We start from the raw sequence: 16,043 nt of genomic DNA, 5'->3' as shown, positions 1-16,043 counted from the left end.
ATGAACCTGCTCGACGAGCTGCGTACCCACCGGTTGCTGGCCATCGTCCGCGGCCCGGACCCGGCGGCGGCGCTCAGCGCCGTGCTCACCCTGGCCGACAGCGGCGTCGCGCTGGTCGAGGTCTCGCTCACCAGCGCCGACGCGCTCGACGTCATCCGGCGTGCCCGGGTCGCCCTCGGGCCCGACTACGCCCTGGGTGCGGGCACCGTGCTCAGCGCCGAGGACGCCCGGGCCGCGGCCGACGCGGGCGCCGGTTTCCTGGTCACTCCGGCGCTCGCGCCGAGCCTCGCCGAAGGCTGCCGGCTCGGGCTGCCGGTTCTCGCCGGTGCGCTCACGCCCACCGAGGTGGTGCAGGCCACCAGCGGCGGGGCCACGGCGATCAAGCTCTTCCCGGCCTCCCTCGGCGGGCCCGACTACCTCGGCGCGCTGCGCGACCCGTTCCCCGGCGCCGCGTTCGTACCCGTCGGTGGGGTCGATGCCGAGGGCGCACGACGCTACCTGGACCGGGGCGCGCTCGCGGTCGGGGTCGGTTCCCCCCTGCTCGGCGACGCCGTCCGCGGCGGCGACCCGGCGGCGCTGCGCGAGCGCGCCACCTCCTTCCGCGCGGCGGTGCGGCGATGACCGACGTGCTCACGCTCGGCGAGACGATGGCGGCGTTCCGCACCACCGGCCCACTGCGGCTGGGCGGCACCGCCGGGATCTCCGTCGCCGGGTCCGAGTCGAACGTGGCGATCGGGCTGGCCCGGCTCGGCCACCGGGCGGCCTGGGTCGGCGTCACCGGCGCCGACGAGCCCGGTGAGCTGGTCCGCCGTACGCTGCGCGCCGAGGGCGTCGACCTGAGCTGGTCCCGGGTCGACCCGACCGCTCCGACCGGGCTGATCCTCTTCGAGAACCGGGTCGCCGACATCAACCGGGTCACCTACCACCGCACCGGGTCGGCCGGCTCCCGGCTGCGCCCGGCCGACGTGACCCGGGCATTCGACGCGCAGGGGTCGCCGCCCCGGCTGCTGCACGTCACCGGCATCACCTGCGCGCTCGGCGTCGACCCGTACCAGGCGGTGGTGGAGGCCGTGCGACGAGCCCGCGCGGCCGGTAGCACCGTCTGCCTGGACGTCAACCACCGGCAGCGGCTCTGGTCGGTCGCCGAGGCCGCCACCGCGCTGCGGCCGCTGCTGCCCTCGATCGACCTGGTGGTCGCCTCCGACGACGAGCTGGCCGTGCTGACCGACGCCTCCGACCCGGTCACGGCGTTGCTCTCCGCGGGGGTGACCGAGGTCGTCGTCAAGCACGGTGCGGGTGGGGCGACCAGCCACAGCACGGCCGGCGCACTGCACCGTCCAGCTCGGACGGTGCCGGTGGTGGACACCGTCGGCGCGGGCGACGCCTTCGTGGCCGGGCTGCTCTCCGGGTGGCTCGACGGCGTCGACGCCCCGGCCCGACTGGACCGGGCCGTCACCACCGGGGCGTTCGCGGTGGCGACCGCTGGCGACTGGGAGGGCCTGCCCGACCGGGCGGAGCTGACGCTGCTGGACCACGAGCCGGGCGGTACGGTCCGCTGACCGGGTGACGGGCGGTCGGGCCCGCCCGCCGCCGCCCCGCAGATCGTTTGGAGGAGCGAGATGGAGCTGACCGAGCCGACCGTCTGGAGCACCGACCGGCTGGAGTTGGGCGAAGGGCTGCGTTGGGTCGACGATCGCCTGGTCCTCGTCGATCTGCTGGCCGGACGCCTGCTGGAGACCGACGGCGACGCCCCCGCCCCACTGCGGGAGGTACGCCGTCTCGACGTTCCGCTCGGCGCGGTCGCCCCGGTGGCCGGCCGGCCCGGTGACTGGCTGGCCGCCGCCGGAACCGGCCTCACGGTGCTGCCCGCCGCCGGCGACCCCCGGCCGGTCGCCGACCTGGTCGCCGACGCACCCGAGCCCACCCGGATGAACGACGCGGTCGCCGACCCGCACGGCCACTTCTGGGCCGGCAGCATGACGTACGCGGCGGTGCCCGGCGAGGGCACGCTGTTCCGGCTCACCCCCGGCGCGGCGCCGGTGACCGCGGTGACCGGACTGACCATCCCGAACGGGCCGGCGTTCGACGCCACCGGCACCACCATGTACCTCGCCGACACGCCGCGCGGCGAGATCGACCGGTTCACCGTCGACCCGGCGACCGGGGAGCTGAGCGGGCGGGAGCCGTTCGTTCGGCTGCCCACCGCCGACGGCGGCCCGGACGGCATGACCGTCGACGCCGCCGGTCACCTCTGGATCGCGCTGTGGGGCGGTTCGGCGGTACGTCGCTACCGGCCGGACGGGACCCTGGAGCAGGAGATCCGGCTGCCGGCGAAGCAGCCCGCCGGCATCTGCCTGGGCGGCCCCGACCTGCGCCGACTCTTCATCGGCACCGCCCGCGTGGGGTTGACCACGCCCGGCCCGGAGGACGGAGCGCTGCTCGCCGTGGACGTCCCCGTCCCCGGTCTGCCGGCCGCCAGGGCCGCCGCGCCGGTGACCTGACCGGGACCCGGACCGGCCCGTCCTCCCGGCTCACCGCCCCCTCCCGGCCCGTCCTCCCGGCTTCGCTGGCCGGCCACGCATATCGGACGTCCGGGCGGGAATAGCAGCAGTGGAGCAGGGCATCCGGCGGATCGGCAGGGGGCGGGCGATGAGCATCGTGGGGCGGGCGTCATGAGTGGGCCGGTCGGCGACGAGCCGATTGGCGAGTTGGAACTGGTGCACACCTTCACCGGCCCGATGCCGACCGGAGTGAGCGTCTCGCACTCCGGTCGGATCTTCGTCAACTTCCCCAAGTGGGGCGACGAGGTGCCGGCCACCGTCGTCGAACTGCGCGACGGTCAGGAGGTGCCCTACCCCGACCAGGCGTGGAACGACCCGTCCGGCGACGACGACGCGGGCGCGTTCGTGTCGGTGCAGAGCATCGTGGTCGACCCGGCCGACCGGCTCTGGGTGCTGGACACCGGCAGCCCGATGTTCCAGCCGACCAAGCCGGGTGGCCCGAAACTGGTCCGGGTCGACCTGGACACCGACACGGTCGCCCAGGTGATCACCTTCCCGGCCGACGTGGCACTGCCGACGACGTACCTCAACGACGTCCGCTTCGACCTGCGCCGCGGCGAGTCCGGCGTCGCGTACATCACCGACTCGGCCGACTCCGGGCCGAACGGGATCATCGTGGTGGACCTGGCCAGCGGGGCTTCCTGGCGGCGGCTGCACGACCACCCCTCCACCAAGGCGGAGCCGTTGACGACGTTCCGCCCGGTGGTCGAGGGTCGGCCGTTCCTCGAACGGCCGGCGGACGGGCCGCCGAAGCCGGTGGGGATGGGCTCCGACGGCATCGCGATCTCCGCCGACGGCAGCCGGCTCCACTACTGCCCGCTGGCGTCCCGACGCTGGTACAGCGTCTCCACGGAGGCGTTGGCCGACCCGGGCGTCACCCAGGAGGCAGCCGCCGCGACGGTTGTCGACGAGGGCGACAAGGGCACCGCGTCGGACGGCTTGGAGAGCGACGACGCGGGCCGGCTCTACCTCACCTCGTACGAGCACAACGCGGTGTTGCGCCGACTGCCGGACGGTGAGTACGAGACGCTGGTCCACGATCCGCGGCTGCTCTGGCCGGACACCATGTCGGTGGCCGTCGACGGGCACCTCTACGTCACGGCCAACCAACTGCACCGGCAACCGCAGTACCAGCGCGGTCAGGACCTGCGACGCAAGCCGTACGCGCTGTTTCGCACCCGCATCGACGCCGGCCCGGTGCTGCTACGCCGCTGAGCACCCACCACCCGGCGCACCGCGCCCATCCTGGCACCGCGCCCCGCCGGGGCACCGCGCCCACCGCGCCACATGGGCACCGCGCCCACCGCGCCACATGGGCACCGCGCCCACCGCGCCACATGGGCACCGCGCCCACCGCACCACATGGGCACCGCGCCCACCATGATCATGATCAGGTGATGAAAAGTAGGTCTCCGGATCGTTTCCGACCTACTTTTCATCACTTGATCACTGCACCGTAGGGAGCCGCCGGCCGTCAGGCGGCGGGCCGCAGTCGTCAGGCGGCGGGCAGGACGCGGTGCAGGAGGTCGAAGAGGGCGACCCAGTGCCGTTCGGTGGCCTTCTCGTCGTACATCGGGGTGTCGGCCATCGTGTAACCGTGGTGCGCGCCCTCGTACACCTCGGAGCGGTAGCGCACCCCGGCGGCGTCGAGCGCCTTCTCCAACGTGGCGATCTGCTCGGGTGTCATCGACTGGTCGGCGTCGGCGTGCCCGAAGTACACCTCGCCGGTGATCGAGCCGACGCCCAGGTGCGGGCTGTCCGGCCCGTCGGTGACGATCCGCCCACCGTGGAAGCTCGCGGCGGCCGCGATGCGGTCCGGGTGCGCCTCGATCGCCCGCAACGCGTTCGTGCCGCCCATGCAGTAACCGGTGATCGCGACCGGGCCCGGCCGGACGTCGTCCCGAGCGGCCAGGAAGTCCAGGTAGGCGGCGGTGTCCCGGCTGATCACCTCGGGGGTCAGCGCGCCGATCAGCGGCATGATCTGCTCGAACAGGGCGCCGCGCTGGTCCGGGTCACCGAGCCGGGACAGGTCGAACAGGGGTGCCCGGCCGGCCCGGTAGAACAGGTGGGGAGTCAGCACCAGGTAGCCCTGGGCGGCGATCCGCTCCGCCATCTCCACCAGGCGGGGCCGCGGCCCGAAGGCGTCCATGAACAGCAGCACCGCCGGGAACGGTCCGTCGCCGTCCGGTCGGGTCAGTGACGCGTCCGCGATCCCGTCGCCGGTCGGGATGTCCACCGTCGTCGTCTGCACCACGCCTCCTCGTACGCCGATCTTGGTCTGTCCAGAACGCTACTCGTCGTGTCGGCGTGCCCGGCGGGCAGCCGTGTGAACGCGGCGTCAAGAAAAGGCGGTGGCCCGTGGAAACGGCGTATCGGCGGGCGCTTCGAGGTCGTCCGGTGGCGACGATGGGTTCATGAGTCCTTGGCGGATGACACGCTGGGAACGCGGAGACCTGTCACCCGGCGCCGACTGCGACAGCGGTGAGCCCGCGACCAGCGCGGACGGGCCGCAGCGGCGGCACGAGGCGCTGGTCAGCGTGCGGCTCGGCCGGTCCGCGCCCGGCAGTCACCTGGTGGAGTACCTGCGGCGCGAACAGTGCGCCGTCGACGCGTGGTGGATCGCCGCCGACGTCGACGCGGTGATCCGTCTCGCCGCCGACAGCGTCACGGTGCTGCACCGCGCTGTGGCCGACCTGCGCCTGCGGGCCGGGGTGGAGGTGGCGGAGGCCAACTACATCCTGCGCGCGCTCGACCTGAGCGTGCCGGCGGATGCGCCGTCCTGGGCGCGGGCAGCGACGATCCGCCGCTTCGCCCGCGACCTCGAACGATTCAGCCGATGACCGCTACCCCGGCACCACGTGTGGAAAGGACAAACCCGACGATGGACGAGGGCCCGATAATCTACGCCGTTCCGGTGCGCGACCTGCCGGGACGGATGGTGCGGACGGTTCGCACCGGCCGCTCACCGCAGGGGCAACGGGTGGGAATCGCCTTCACCCGGCCCGAGCTGCTGGTAACCGCGATGGGCACGGATCAGCCGTGGGAGGAGCTCTGCGAGTCGGCGCTGCGCGGCATGTTGCGGCCGCTCGGCATCGATGTGATCCAGGTCGACCCGTTGCTGGTGGCACCACCGCTGGACCCGAGGCCGGCCGCCCGGCCCGAGACCGCCGCCCGGCCCGAGACCGCCGCCCGCCTGGCCGGTCAGGCGCGGACGAAGCGCACCGCGTCGGCGATCACGTGGCCGTTGGTGTCCTCGGTGCGGATCAGCACGCTCCCGTCGGTGCCCGCCGTGAACGGGTAGGTGCCCAGCGACACCCACTGGCCCCCGGACTGCCGCTGGTCGACGGTCCGGGTGGTCAGCCCGCCGGAGTACGCGATGTCCACCGGCACGTTGCTCGCCCGGTTGGGGTCGGCGGTCCAGCGCAGGTGCACGGTCCACGATCCGGAGGTGGGCAGTGTCGGGCGGAACCGCAGTCGGTTGACGCCCTTGGCGGTGTTGCCGTCGTGTTCGTAGTCCGGGCCGTAGTAGCCGCCGATGCTGGTGCTGCGCAGCCACGTACCGGCCCGGGTGATTCCGCTGGCCGCCGCGTTGTCCAGGATCACCTCGCTCGTCGACCCCCATTCGAGCACCGCGCCGTCCTGACGCAGCCGCGTCTGGAGGGCGGGCACGGAGACGGCCTGCACGGCGACGTTCCCGGCGAGCGCCAGCGACGCGGCCGTGGCGGCGGCCTGCCCGAGGATCATGAACACCGGTTCCATCCGGATCGACCCGTACGCGATGTGGCTCGCCGACAGGCAGACCGGCACCAGCAGGTTGGCGCACTGCGCCTGGTGCGGCACGATCGCCCGGTAGCTCACCGGGTACGGCGCGGGCACGCTGATCTGCACGTCCCCCTCGTTGCGGACCTTCCCGTCGACCACCACCCGCTGACAGTTGTGCGAGTCCATCGTGTAGCTGGCCAGACCCACCGAGTCGGTGGCGCGTACCCGGCCCCGGCAGTCGGCCTCGGTCATCACGTACGCGGAGACCATCCGGCGGGCCTCACGGATGTAGAGCAGCGGCGGCCAGCCGCCGGTGCCGGTGAACTCGTCGACCGGCAGACCCCAGCGGGCGGTCGACTCCCGCACCGACGCGGGCAGCCGTGAATCGTTGGCCAGGAACCACATCATCCCCTGCTGGTAGCTGCGGTGCTCGGCGATGATGCTCTCCCGGACGGCCCAACTCGCCGTCGGGTACGCGTGGTTGAAGCCGATGTGGTCGGTGGAGACCGCGCCGTTGTTGTTGGAATCGGTCTTCCCACCACCGATCGAGTGGGTGGTGAAGTACGGCCCGGTGTAGCCCGCCTGGATGTGGCGCAGCAGCAGCTCGTACCGGATCGGGTCGTAGTCGGACGGCCGGCCGAACGGAATCCGGTTGGCCGCCTGGGTGAGGCACATCCGGAAGCAGTACGCCTGGATCCGGTCGTCGCCGCTGCCCGGCGGGGCGAGCGGGGTGGCGGAGATGCCCGGAAGCAGACCACTCGCCGGCGAGCCGGCCGTCACGTACGGGTCGACGGGGTAGACGAACTGGTGTGTGTTACGGGACTGCACCCCGTTGATCGTCTCGCCGTAGGTGTCGTTGGACTCCCGCCCGACGGTGAACCCCACCCCGGCCATGGCCAGCAGGTCACCCTCGTAGGTGGCGTCGACGAACACCCCGCCGGAGTAGACCGAGCCGTCCTCGGTGCGCAGCTCGGTGATCCGGTTGCCGCTGCGGCCGAGGCTGGCCAGCCGGGCGTCGACGACCACCGGAACGCCCGCCTCGGCCAGCATCTCCGCGAAGACGGCGGTGGCGACGCGCGGTTCGAAGGTCATCCGCAGCGGGGACGTCGGCGTGAGGGTTCCGCCGTGGTACTTCACGTACACCCGGCGGTAGAACTCGGCGGCCAGCCCGCCGATGGACGCCTGGACCCCGGTGTCGGTGGCGCCCAGCCCGGCGGTGCTCAGCCCGCCGACGTGGCTGGTGGGCTCGACCACGACGGCGGTGTGGCCGAGTCGGCGCATGGTGATCGCGGCGGCCAGCCCACCGGAGGTGGCGCCGTAGACGACCAGGTCGGCGGTCGTGACGGCGGCTCGGGCGGGACCGGCCCGGAACGGGTCGGAGAGACCGGCCAGGACGAGACCGGCACCGCCGGCGGTCAGCAGTCGACGGCGGGACAGGGGCACTGACACGGCGCACTCCCAGGGGGTAACCGGAGGGGACGGTTACAGAAGCACGCCGCTGCCACTGCTAGCGAAATTCTTCAATGTCCGCTGACGGGTGTCAACGGGTCAGGGGCGGTAGCGGTAGCCCATTCCCGGTTCGGTGATGAGGTGCCGGGGGCGGGCCGGGTCGTCCTCCAGCTTGCGCCGCAGCTGGGCCAGGTACTGCCGCAGGTAGTTGGTCTCGTTCTGGTATTCCGGCCCCCACACGTCCTGGAGGAGTTGCCGCTGGCTGACCAGCTTGCCGGGGTGACGCAGCAGCTTCTCCAGCACGCTCCACTGGGTGGGGGTCAGCTTCACCTCGGTGCCGTCGTCACGCCGCACACTGTGGTCGGCCAGGTCGACGGTGTGCTGGCCGATCCGCAGCGCCGGCACCGACTCGCTGGGCGCGCCGAGCCGGCGGGTGACGGCACGGATGCGGGCCAGCAGCTCCTCCACCCCGAACGGCTTCGTGACGTAGTCGTCGGCACCGGCGTCGAGCGCCGCCACCTTGTCCTCGCTGCCGGCCCGGCCGGAGAGCACGATGATCGGCACGGCGGTCCATCCGCGCAGGCCGCGGATCACCTCCACCCCGTCGATATCGGGCAGGCCGAGGTCGAGCACCACCAGGTCGGGTGGATGACTGGCGGCGGCCTTCAACGCGGCGGCCCCGGTCGCGGCGACGTCCACGTCGTACCGGCGGGCGCGCAGGTTGATCCGCAGGGCACGCAGGATCTGCGGTTCGTCGTCCACGACCAGGATGCGCGTCATTCCTGCGGCCCCTCCGAGCTGGCGGGCGCGGCGGGCAGCCGCAGCACCATGGTGAGCCCACCGCCCGGGGTGGTCTCCGGGGTGATGCTGCCACCCATCGCCTCGGCCAGGCCCCGGGACAGGGCGAGACCGAGACCGACGCCGGTCTGGTTGTCCCGGTCGCCGAGGCGTTGGAACGGCAGGAAGACGTGCTCCCACTGGTCCTCCGGGATACCCGGACCGCGGTCGATCACCCGCAGCTCCACCTGACCGGCGTGCGCGCTGGCGGTGATCGTCGGCGGCTGGTCCGGCGGGCTGTAGCGCAACGCGTTGGCGACGATGTTGACCAGCACCCGTTCCAGCAGGCCCGGGTCGGCGGTGGCGGCCGGCAGGTCGGCCGGGATGTCGGTGCCGACAGTCGCGGCCGCCGGGCCAAGTTCGTCGAGCGCCAGGGGTACGGCGTCCTCCAGGCCGATCGCTGTCGCCGAGATGCCGAGGACGCCCGCCTGGAGTCGGCTCATGTCGAGCAGGTTGCCGACCAGCCGGGCGAGCCGGTCCAGTGACTCCTCGGCGGTCTCCAGCAGCTCCTCTCGGTCGGACTCGTCGAACTCGATGTCGTGGCTGCGCAGGCTGGTCACCGCCGCCTTCGCCGACGCCAGGGGCGTACGCAGGTCGTGGCTGACCGCCGCGAGCAGCGCGGTGCGCATCCGGTCCGCGGCGGCGAGGGGTCGGGCGGTGGCGGCCTCCTCGGCGAGCCGTTCCTGGCGTAGCGCGACGGCGGCCTGGGCGGCGAACGCCTCGACGATGCGCCGGTCGGCGGCCTCCAACCGCCGACCGCAGAGCACGACGGTGATCTGGTCATCGACCGGGACGGACGTCTCACCGCTCTCCGGGGTGCAGGGCGCGTTCTCGCCGACGCTGGCCGCCACGTTCCAGGCGTGCTCCTCGCGGGCCCGCTCCGGTCGGCCACCGGCCTCCTCGGCCAACTCCAGCACGCTCACGGCGCGCAATCCGAAGGTTTCCCGGAGCTGTTCGAGCAGTGCGGGCAGCGGCCGCTCGCCGCGCAGCACGCCGCCGGCGATGGCGGCGAGGGTCTGCGCGTCGGCGGCGGCCCGCGCGGCTTCCCGGGTACGCCGGGCGGCCACGTCGACGACCCAGCTGACCGCCAACGCCACACCCACGAAGACGGCCAGGGCGAGCAGGTTGTCCGCCTCGGCGATGGTCAACGTGCGGAACGGCGGGGTGAAGAACCAGTTGAGCAGCAGCGAGCCGCCGAGCGCGGCGACCAGGGCCGGCCACACCCCACCGACCAGGGCGACCCCGACGACCCCGGCGAGGAACAGCAGGATGTCGTTGGTCAGGGTCAGGTCGGGCAGTGTCTTCAGCAGCAGTGTGAGCAGCGGCATGCCCAGCACGGCCAGGGCGAAGCCGAGCAGCCGTCGACGTCGGGACAGCGCGGCCGGCACGGCAGCCGCCCGGCGGCCCTTGCCGGCCTGCTTGTGGGTGACCAGGTGCACGTCGATCGACCCGGAGAGCGCTGTGGTGGTCACCCCGACACCCCGGGCGAAGATCTGCGCGAGACGGCCCCGACGGCTGGCGCCGAGCACCAGTTGGGTGGCGTTCACCCCCTGGGCGAAGTCGAGAAGCGCGGCCGGCACGTCGGTGCCGAGCACCTGGTGGTACGTGCCGCCGAGGCTCTCCACCAGCACCCGCTGGCGGGCCAGTTGGGCCGGGTCGGCCCCGGCCAGGCCGTCACTGCGGGCCACGTGCACGGCGAGCAGGTCGGCGCCCTTGCTGCGCGCGGCGACCCGGGCAGCCCGGCGGATCAGCGTCTCGCCCTCCGGGCCGCCGGTCAACGCCACCACCACGCGTTCCCGGGCCTCCCAGGTGGCCGCGATGCCCTGCTGGCTGCGGTAGCGGTCGAGCTGTTCGTCGACCTTGTCGGCCAGCCAGAGCAACGCCAGCTCGCGCAGCGCGGTGAGGTTGCCGACCCGGAAGTAGTTGCCCAGAGCGGCGTCGATCTTGTCGGGGCGGTAGATGTTGCCGTGCGCCATCCGCCGACGCAGCGCCTCGGGGGTCATGTCGACAAGCTCGACCTGCTCGGCCGCGCGGACGATCTCGTCCGGCACGGTCTCCCGCTGGGTGGTGCCGGTGATCTGCGCGACGACGTCGTTGACCGACTCCAGGTGCTGCACGTTGACAGTGGACAGCACGTCGATCCCCGCGTCGAGCAGCTCCTGGACGTCCTGCCAGCGCTTGTCGTGCCGGGAACCGGGCACGTTGGTGTGCGCCAGCTCGTCCACCACAGCGATCTCCGGCCGGCGGGCCAGCACCGCGTCCAGGTCCATCTCGGTGAACTCGACGCCCCGGTACTCCATCGCCCGGCGCGGCACCTGCTCCAGGTCGCCGAGCATCGCGGCGGTGTGCTGGCGGCCGTGGGTCTCCACGAAACCGATCACCACGTCGGTGCCGCGCGCGGCTCGCCGCTGGGCCTCCTCCAACATGGCGTACGTCTTTCCGACGCCCGGGGCGGCTCCGAGGTAGATGCGCAGTTCTCCGCGTGGCACGGGGACCATCCTCCCTGGTCAGAGTGGCGGGCGGGGCGGTGCCGGTCGGCACGGCCCCGCCCGCGGTGTGCTCAGCGCGCGGCGAACTGCTTGTCGAGGGCCAGGTTGAGTTCCAGCACGTTGACGCTGGGCTCACCCATGAATCCGAGGGACCGCCCGTCGGTGTGCTCCCGCACCAGCTTGCGGACCGCCGCCGGGTCCGCGCCGCGCTCCCGCGCGACCCGGTTCACCTGCAACTCGGCGTACGCCGGGCTGATCTGCGGGTCGAGGCCGCTGGCGCTGGCGGTTACCGCGTCGGCGGGCACCGCCGGGTCGGCCGGCGCGTCGCCCCGGATCGGGGTGACCACCCCACCGGCGGCCACGTAGTCCTCGCCGGGCTTCGCCAGCTCCACGGTGACCCCCTGGTAGGAGCTGACGAACGGCGTCGCCGGGGCGGTCTGGTTGACGCTGACCACCCGGGTGACAGTGCCGGTGAGACCGTCGGCGCGGAAGACCGCGAGCACGGCACCCACCCCGTCGTCGGTGCAGAAGGGGCGTCGCCCGTCGACGCCGTTCAGTTCGCCGACGGCCTTGCTGCGCCCGCACACCTGGGTGAGCAGGCTCTCGCTGGACTCCTCCGGGTCGGTGGCGATGGTGTCGACGACGCTCTCCGGGCCCAGGTTGCTGGCCGAGGTGGAGGTCGGGTCGTAGCCGTCGCCGGCGGCGGAGGGGCGGGACTGGAAGTAGCGGGCGACGGGGTTGCCGTCCGCGTCGGTGAAGGACTGGCCGATCAGCGCGCTTCCGACGGTGGTGCCGCCCACGGTGATCAGCGAGCCGTCGGCCTTGTGGTTGAGGCCGGGCAGTTGGCCGAGCGCTACCAGGGCCAGTGGGTAGACCAGGCCGAGCAGCACCGTGAAGACGAGTACGGCGCGCAGAGCGGCGAGGTGTTGGGCGATCCAGGTGGGTAGGCGCATCACGAAATCCCCGGGATGAACTGGATGAGCAGGTCGATGAGCTTGATCCCGATGAACGGCACGATGATGCCGCCCAGGCCGTACACCAGCAGGTTGCGGCTGAGCAGCTTCGACGCGGCGGCCGGCCGGTACCGCACGCCACGCAGGGCGAGCGGGATCAGCGCGATGATCACCAGGGCGTTGAAGATGACGGCGGACAGGATCGCCGACTCCGGGCTGGCGAGGCGCATGATGTTCAGCGCGTCCAGGCTCGGGTAGAGGCCGGCGAACATGGCCGGGATGATCGCGAAGTACTTCGCGATGTCGTTGGAGATGCTGAACGTCGTCAGCGCACCCCTGGTGATCAGCAACTGCTTGCCGATCTCCACGATCTCGATCAGCTTGGTCGGGTCGGAGTCGAGGTCGACCATGTTGCCGGCCTCCTTCGCGGCCGACGTGCCGGTGTTCATGGCCACGCCGACGTCGGCCTGGGCGAGCGCCGGGGCGTCGTTGGTGCCGTCACCGGTCATCGCGACCAGCCGGCCGCCCTCCTGCTCCCGCTTGATCAGCGCGAGCTTGTCCTCCGGCGTCGCCTCGGCCAGGAAGTCGTCCACCCCGGCCTCGTCGGCGATGGCCTTCGCGGTACGCGGGTTGTCGCCGGTGATCATCACGGTGCGGATGCCCATCCGGCGCATCTCGTCGAACCGCTCGCGCATGCCGGACTTGACGACGTCCTTGAGGTGGATGACTCCCAGGGCGCGGGCGGGTTGACCGTCGACGTGCTCGGCGACCACCAGCGGAGTGCCGCCGGTGCCGCTGATCGCGTCCACGATCTCGCCGACCTGCTCGGTCGGGTGACCGCCGTTCTCGCGTACCCACTTCATCACCGCTGCGGCGGCGCCCTTGCGGACCCGGCGGGCCGTGCCCACCGCGCCGCCGTCCACGCTGCTGTCCGGGGTGAGGTCGACGCCGCTCATCCGGGTCTGCGCGGTGAACGGCACGAACGTGGCGTGCGGCATGACGCCCGGCTCACGCTCGCGCAACCCGAACTCGTTCTTCGCCAGGACGACCACCGAGCGTCCCTCCGGGGTCTCGTCGGCCAGGCTGGACAGCTGCGCGGCGTCGGCCACTGTCGCGGCGTCGACCCCCTCGACCGGTACGAACTCGGCGGCCTGCCGGTTGCCCAGGGTGATGGTGCCGGTCTTGTCCAGCAGCAGGGTGTTGACGTCGCCGGCCGCCTCGACGGCCCGGCCGCTCATCGCCAGGACGTTGCGCTGGACCAGGCGGTCCATGCCGGCGATGCCGATGGCCGACAGCAGCGCGCCGATGGTGGTGGGGATCAGGCAGACCAGCAGCGAGACCAGCACGACGCCGGTCACACCGGAACCGGTGATCGCCCCGCTGTCCGGCGCTGCCGCCTGGTACGCCTTGGAGAAGATCGCCAAAGGCTGGAGGGTCACCACGGCCAGCAGGAAGATGACGGTGAGCGCGGCGAGCAGGATGTTCAGCGCGATCTCGTTCGGGGTCTTCTGCCGGTTGGCGCCCTCGACCAGGGCGATCATCCGGTCGATGAAGCTCTCCCCCGGCTTCTGGGTGATCTTCACGATGATCTGGTCGGAGAGCACCTTGGTGCCGCCGGTCACCGCGCTGCGGTCGCCGCCGGACTCGCGGATGACCGGAGCCGACTCACCGGTGATGGCCGACTCGTCGACGCTGGCGATGCCCTCGACGATGTCCCCGTCGCCGGGGATGATGCCGCCCGCCTCGACGAGCACGATGTCGCCCTGCCTGAGTTCGGGCGCGGGCACCGCCTCGTCGCGGTAGGTGTTGGCGCGCGCGCCGGGCTTCCAGTCGATCAGCCGAGTGGCGATGGTGTCCTTCTTCGCCTGCCGCAGGGTCGCGGCCTGGGCCTTGCCCCGGCCCTCGGCGACCGCCTCGGCCACGTTGGCGAAGAGCACCGTCAACCAGAGCCAGATGGTGATCGCCCAGGCGAACACCGACGGGTCGACCACCGCCAGGACGGTGGTGAAGGCCGCGCCGACCTCCACGATCAGCATGACCGGGTTACGCCAGAGCGTGGTCGGGTTGAGCTTGCGTACCGCGTCCGGCAGGGACCGGATGAGCTGCTTCGGGTCGAGCAGGCCCCCGCCGATCCGGTTGCCCTGGGTGGCCGGTGTGCCGGGGAGTTGCTCTGTCGGGGCGGACGTGACGGACATGTCCTCGTTCCTCATGATGGTCAGAGCCCCTCTGCCAGCGGGCCGAGCGCGAGCGCGGGCAGGAAGGTCAGCGCGACGAGGACGACAGTGACGCCGACGACCATCCCGATGAACAGGGGTCGGTGGGTCGGCAGGGTGCCCTCGGACGCGGGGGTGGGTGCCTGGCGGGCCAGCGAGCCGGCCAACGCGAGCACGAAGATGAGCGGCAGGAAACGGCCCAGCAGCATGCACAACCCGAGCGCGGTGTTCCACCACGGCGTGTTGACGGTGATGCCGGCGAAGGCCGAGCCGTTGTTGTTGCTGGCCGAGGTGAACGCGTACAGCACCTCGGAGAGGCCGTGCGGGCCGACGTTGAGCGCTGTGGAGTTGTTGCCGGTGGCGAACGCGGCGGCCGTGCCGACCAGCACCAGGATCGGCGTGATGAGGAAGTACAGCGAGGCGAACTTGATCTCCCGCGAGCCGATCTTCTTGCCCAGGTACTCAGGGGTGCGGCCCACCATCAGGCCGGCCACGAAGACCGTGATCACCGCGAGGATGAGCAGGCCGTACAGACCGGAACCGGTGCCACCCGGCGCGACCTCACCGAGCATCATGTTGACCATCGTCATCATGCCGCCGAGCGAGGTGAACGAGTCGTGGAAGGAGTTCACCGCACCGGTCGAGGTGAGCGTGGTGGCGGCGGCGAAGGTGGCCGAGTTCGACACGTCGAACCGCACCTCCTTGCCCTCCATCGCCGCGCCGACCGCCTGCGGCACAGTGCCGTGACCGGTCAGCTCGAAGATGTTGGTGAGGGCGACGCTGGCGACCGCGAGGATGCCCATCACCGCGGCGATGGCGTACCCCTGGCGGTTCTGCCCGACCATCCGGCCGAACACCCGGGGAAGGCTGAACGGGATCAGCAGGATCAGGAAGATCTCCAGCCAGTTCGTCCAGGTGGTGGGGTTCTCGAACGGATGGGCGCTGTTGACGTTGTAGAAGCCGCCACCGTTGGTGCCCAGCTCCTTGATCACTTCCTGGCTGGCGACCGGACCACCGGTGATGGTCTGCGTGCCGCCGGTCAACGTGGTCACGTCGGTGCCACCGGAGAGGTTCTGCACCGCCCCGCCGATCATCAGCGCGATGGCGCCGAGCACCGCGATCGGCAGCAGGATCCGCAGCACGATCCGGGTCAGGTCGACCCAGAAGTTGCCGAGCTGCCCGGTGCGGCTGCGGGCGAAGCCGCGCACCAGCGCGACAGCCACCGCGATGCCGACCGCCGCCGACACGAAGTTCTGCACGGCCAGACCGGCCATCTGCACCAGGTGGCCCATCGTCGACTCACCCGAGTACCACTGCCAGTTGGTGTTGGTCACGAACGACACGGCCGTGTTCCACGCACCGTGCGGCACCACCGGGTCGAGGCCCAGGGACAGCCACAGGTGGTTCTGCACCCGCTGGAACAGGTACAGGAACAGGATCGAGATCGCTGAGAACGCCAGCACGCTGCGGGCGTACACACCCCAGGTCTGCTCGGCGGCCGGGTTGACCCCGACGAGTCGGTAGATGCCCCGCTCGACCCGCGACTGCTTGGTGCCGGAGACCGCCCGGAACATGTAGTCGCCGAACGGCTTGTAGACGGCGACGAGGGCCGCCACCAGCGCCAGCACGAAGATGACGCCCGCTGTTGTCATGGTCATCAGAAGCGCTCCGGGAACAGCAGGGCGAACACCAGGAACGCGCCCAGGACGATCGCGAGCACCAGACCGACGGCGTTGACCGCGTTCACAGCTTCTCCACCGCCCGGACCACCAGGGCGAG

14 protein-coding genes are annotated in these 16,043 nt (G+C 71.9%); 6 read left to right on the top strand and 8 right to left on the bottom strand.

Annotation, left to right across the window (positions count from 1 at the left end; genetic code table 11):
- The 4 genes from O7631_RS07920 (at position 1) to O7631_RS07905 (ending at position 3,776) form a co-directional block, all read left to right on the top strand.
- Complete coding sequence (locus O7631_RS07920) at positions 1-621, top strand: bifunctional 4-hydroxy-2-oxoglutarate aldolase/2-dehydro-3-deoxy-phosphogluconate aldolase (protein WP_278143671.1); 621 nt, start codon at positions 1-3, stop codon at positions 619-621.
- A complete protein-coding gene (locus O7631_RS07915) occupies positions 618-1,559 on the top strand; it encodes a sugar kinase (protein ID WP_278143670.1) in 942 nt (313 codons plus the stop codon). Before O7631_RS07920 ends, O7631_RS07915 begins: the two co-directional genes overlap by 4 nt.
- 60 nt (positions 1,560-1,619) lie before the next feature.
- Positions 1,620-2,501: an SMP-30/gluconolactonase/LRE family protein gene (locus O7631_RS07910; RefSeq protein ID WP_278143669.1), complete on the top strand. Its 882-nt coding sequence runs from the start codon at positions 1,620-1,622 to the stop codon at positions 2,499-2,501.
- A gap of 171 nt (positions 2,502-2,672) precedes the next feature.
- Entirely contained in the window at positions 2,673-3,776 is a 1,104-nt protein-coding gene (locus O7631_RS07905) for an L-dopachrome tautomerase-related protein (protein ID WP_278143668.1), read from the top strand.
- Positions 3,777-4,056: 280 nt separating this feature from the next.
- Here the strand turns inward: O7631_RS07905 and O7631_RS07900 are convergent, their stop codons facing one another.
- A complete protein-coding gene (locus O7631_RS07900; RefSeq protein ID WP_278143667.1) occupies positions 4,057-4,812 on the bottom strand; it encodes a dienelactone hydrolase family protein in 756 nt (251 codons plus the stop codon).
- A gap of 163 nt (positions 4,813-4,975) precedes the next feature.
- Between O7631_RS07900 and O7631_RS07895 the strand changes: the two genes are divergently transcribed.
- Positions 4,976-5,401 carry a hypothetical protein gene (locus tag O7631_RS07895; RefSeq protein WP_278143666.1) on the top strand — a complete coding sequence of 142 codons (426 nt, stop codon included), beginning with the start codon at positions 4,976-4,978 and terminating at the stop codon, positions 5,399-5,401.
- Positions 5,402-5,442: 41 nt separating this feature from the next.
- Positions 5,443-5,862: an SAV_915 family protein gene (locus O7631_RS07890; protein WP_278143665.1), complete on the top strand. Its 420-nt coding sequence runs from the start codon at positions 5,443-5,445 to the stop codon at positions 5,860-5,862.
- Here the strand turns inward: O7631_RS07890 and O7631_RS07885 are convergent.
- The 7 genes from O7631_RS07885 to kdpF all read right to left on the bottom strand — a co-directional run bounded on the left by O7631_RS07885 (position 5,763) and on the right by kdpF (position 16,011).
- Positions 5,763-7,772, bottom strand: coding sequence for an FAD-dependent oxidoreductase (locus O7631_RS07885; RefSeq protein ID WP_278143664.1), 2,010 nt, complete (start codon positions 7,770-7,772; stop codon positions 5,763-5,765). The genes O7631_RS07890 and O7631_RS07885 overlap by 100 nt on opposite strands.
- Before the next feature lie 99 nt (positions 7,773-7,871).
- A complete protein-coding gene (locus O7631_RS07880; protein ID WP_145786085.1) occupies positions 7,872-8,552 on the bottom strand; it encodes a response regulator in 681 nt (226 codons plus the stop codon).
- Positions 8,549-11,098 carry a DUF4118 domain-containing protein gene (locus O7631_RS07875; RefSeq protein ID WP_278143663.1) on the bottom strand — a complete coding sequence of 850 codons (2,550 nt, stop codon included), beginning with the start codon at positions 11,096-11,098 and terminating at the stop codon, positions 8,549-8,551. Before O7631_RS07875 ends, O7631_RS07880 begins: the two co-directional genes overlap by 4 nt.
- 71 nt (positions 11,099-11,169) lie before the next feature.
- Positions 11,170-12,051: a potassium-transporting ATPase subunit C gene (locus O7631_RS07870; RefSeq protein ID WP_278143662.1), complete on the bottom strand. Its 882-nt coding sequence runs from the start codon at positions 12,049-12,051 to the stop codon at positions 11,170-11,172.
- Positions 12,051-14,246, bottom strand: coding sequence for a potassium-transporting ATPase subunit KdpB (kdpB, locus tag O7631_RS07865; protein WP_278143661.1), 2,196 nt, complete (start codon positions 14,244-14,246; stop codon positions 12,051-12,053). The genes O7631_RS07870 and kdpB overlap by 1 nt, the downstream gene beginning before the upstream one ends.
- Positions 14,247-14,266: 20 nt before the next feature.
- Complete coding sequence (kdpA, locus tag O7631_RS07860; RefSeq protein WP_278143660.1) at positions 14,267-15,922, bottom strand: potassium-transporting ATPase subunit KdpA; 1,656 nt, start codon at positions 15,920-15,922, stop codon at positions 14,267-14,269.
- On the bottom strand, positions 15,922-16,011 hold the full coding sequence (kdpF, locus tag O7631_RS07855) for a K(+)-transporting ATPase subunit F (protein WP_036390805.1): 90 nt from the start codon (positions 16,009-16,011) through the stop codon (positions 15,922-15,924). Before kdpF ends, kdpA begins: the two co-directional genes overlap by 1 nt.
- Positions 16,012-16,043: the final 32 nt, after the last annotated feature.

Source organism: Micromonospora sp. WMMD967 (genome assembly GCF_029626165.1).
GTDB classification, from domain to species: domain Bacteria; phylum Actinomycetota; class Actinomycetes; order Mycobacteriales; family Micromonosporaceae; genus Micromonospora; species Micromonospora taraxaci.
This window is presented reverse-complemented; position numbering and strand designations above follow the sequence as displayed.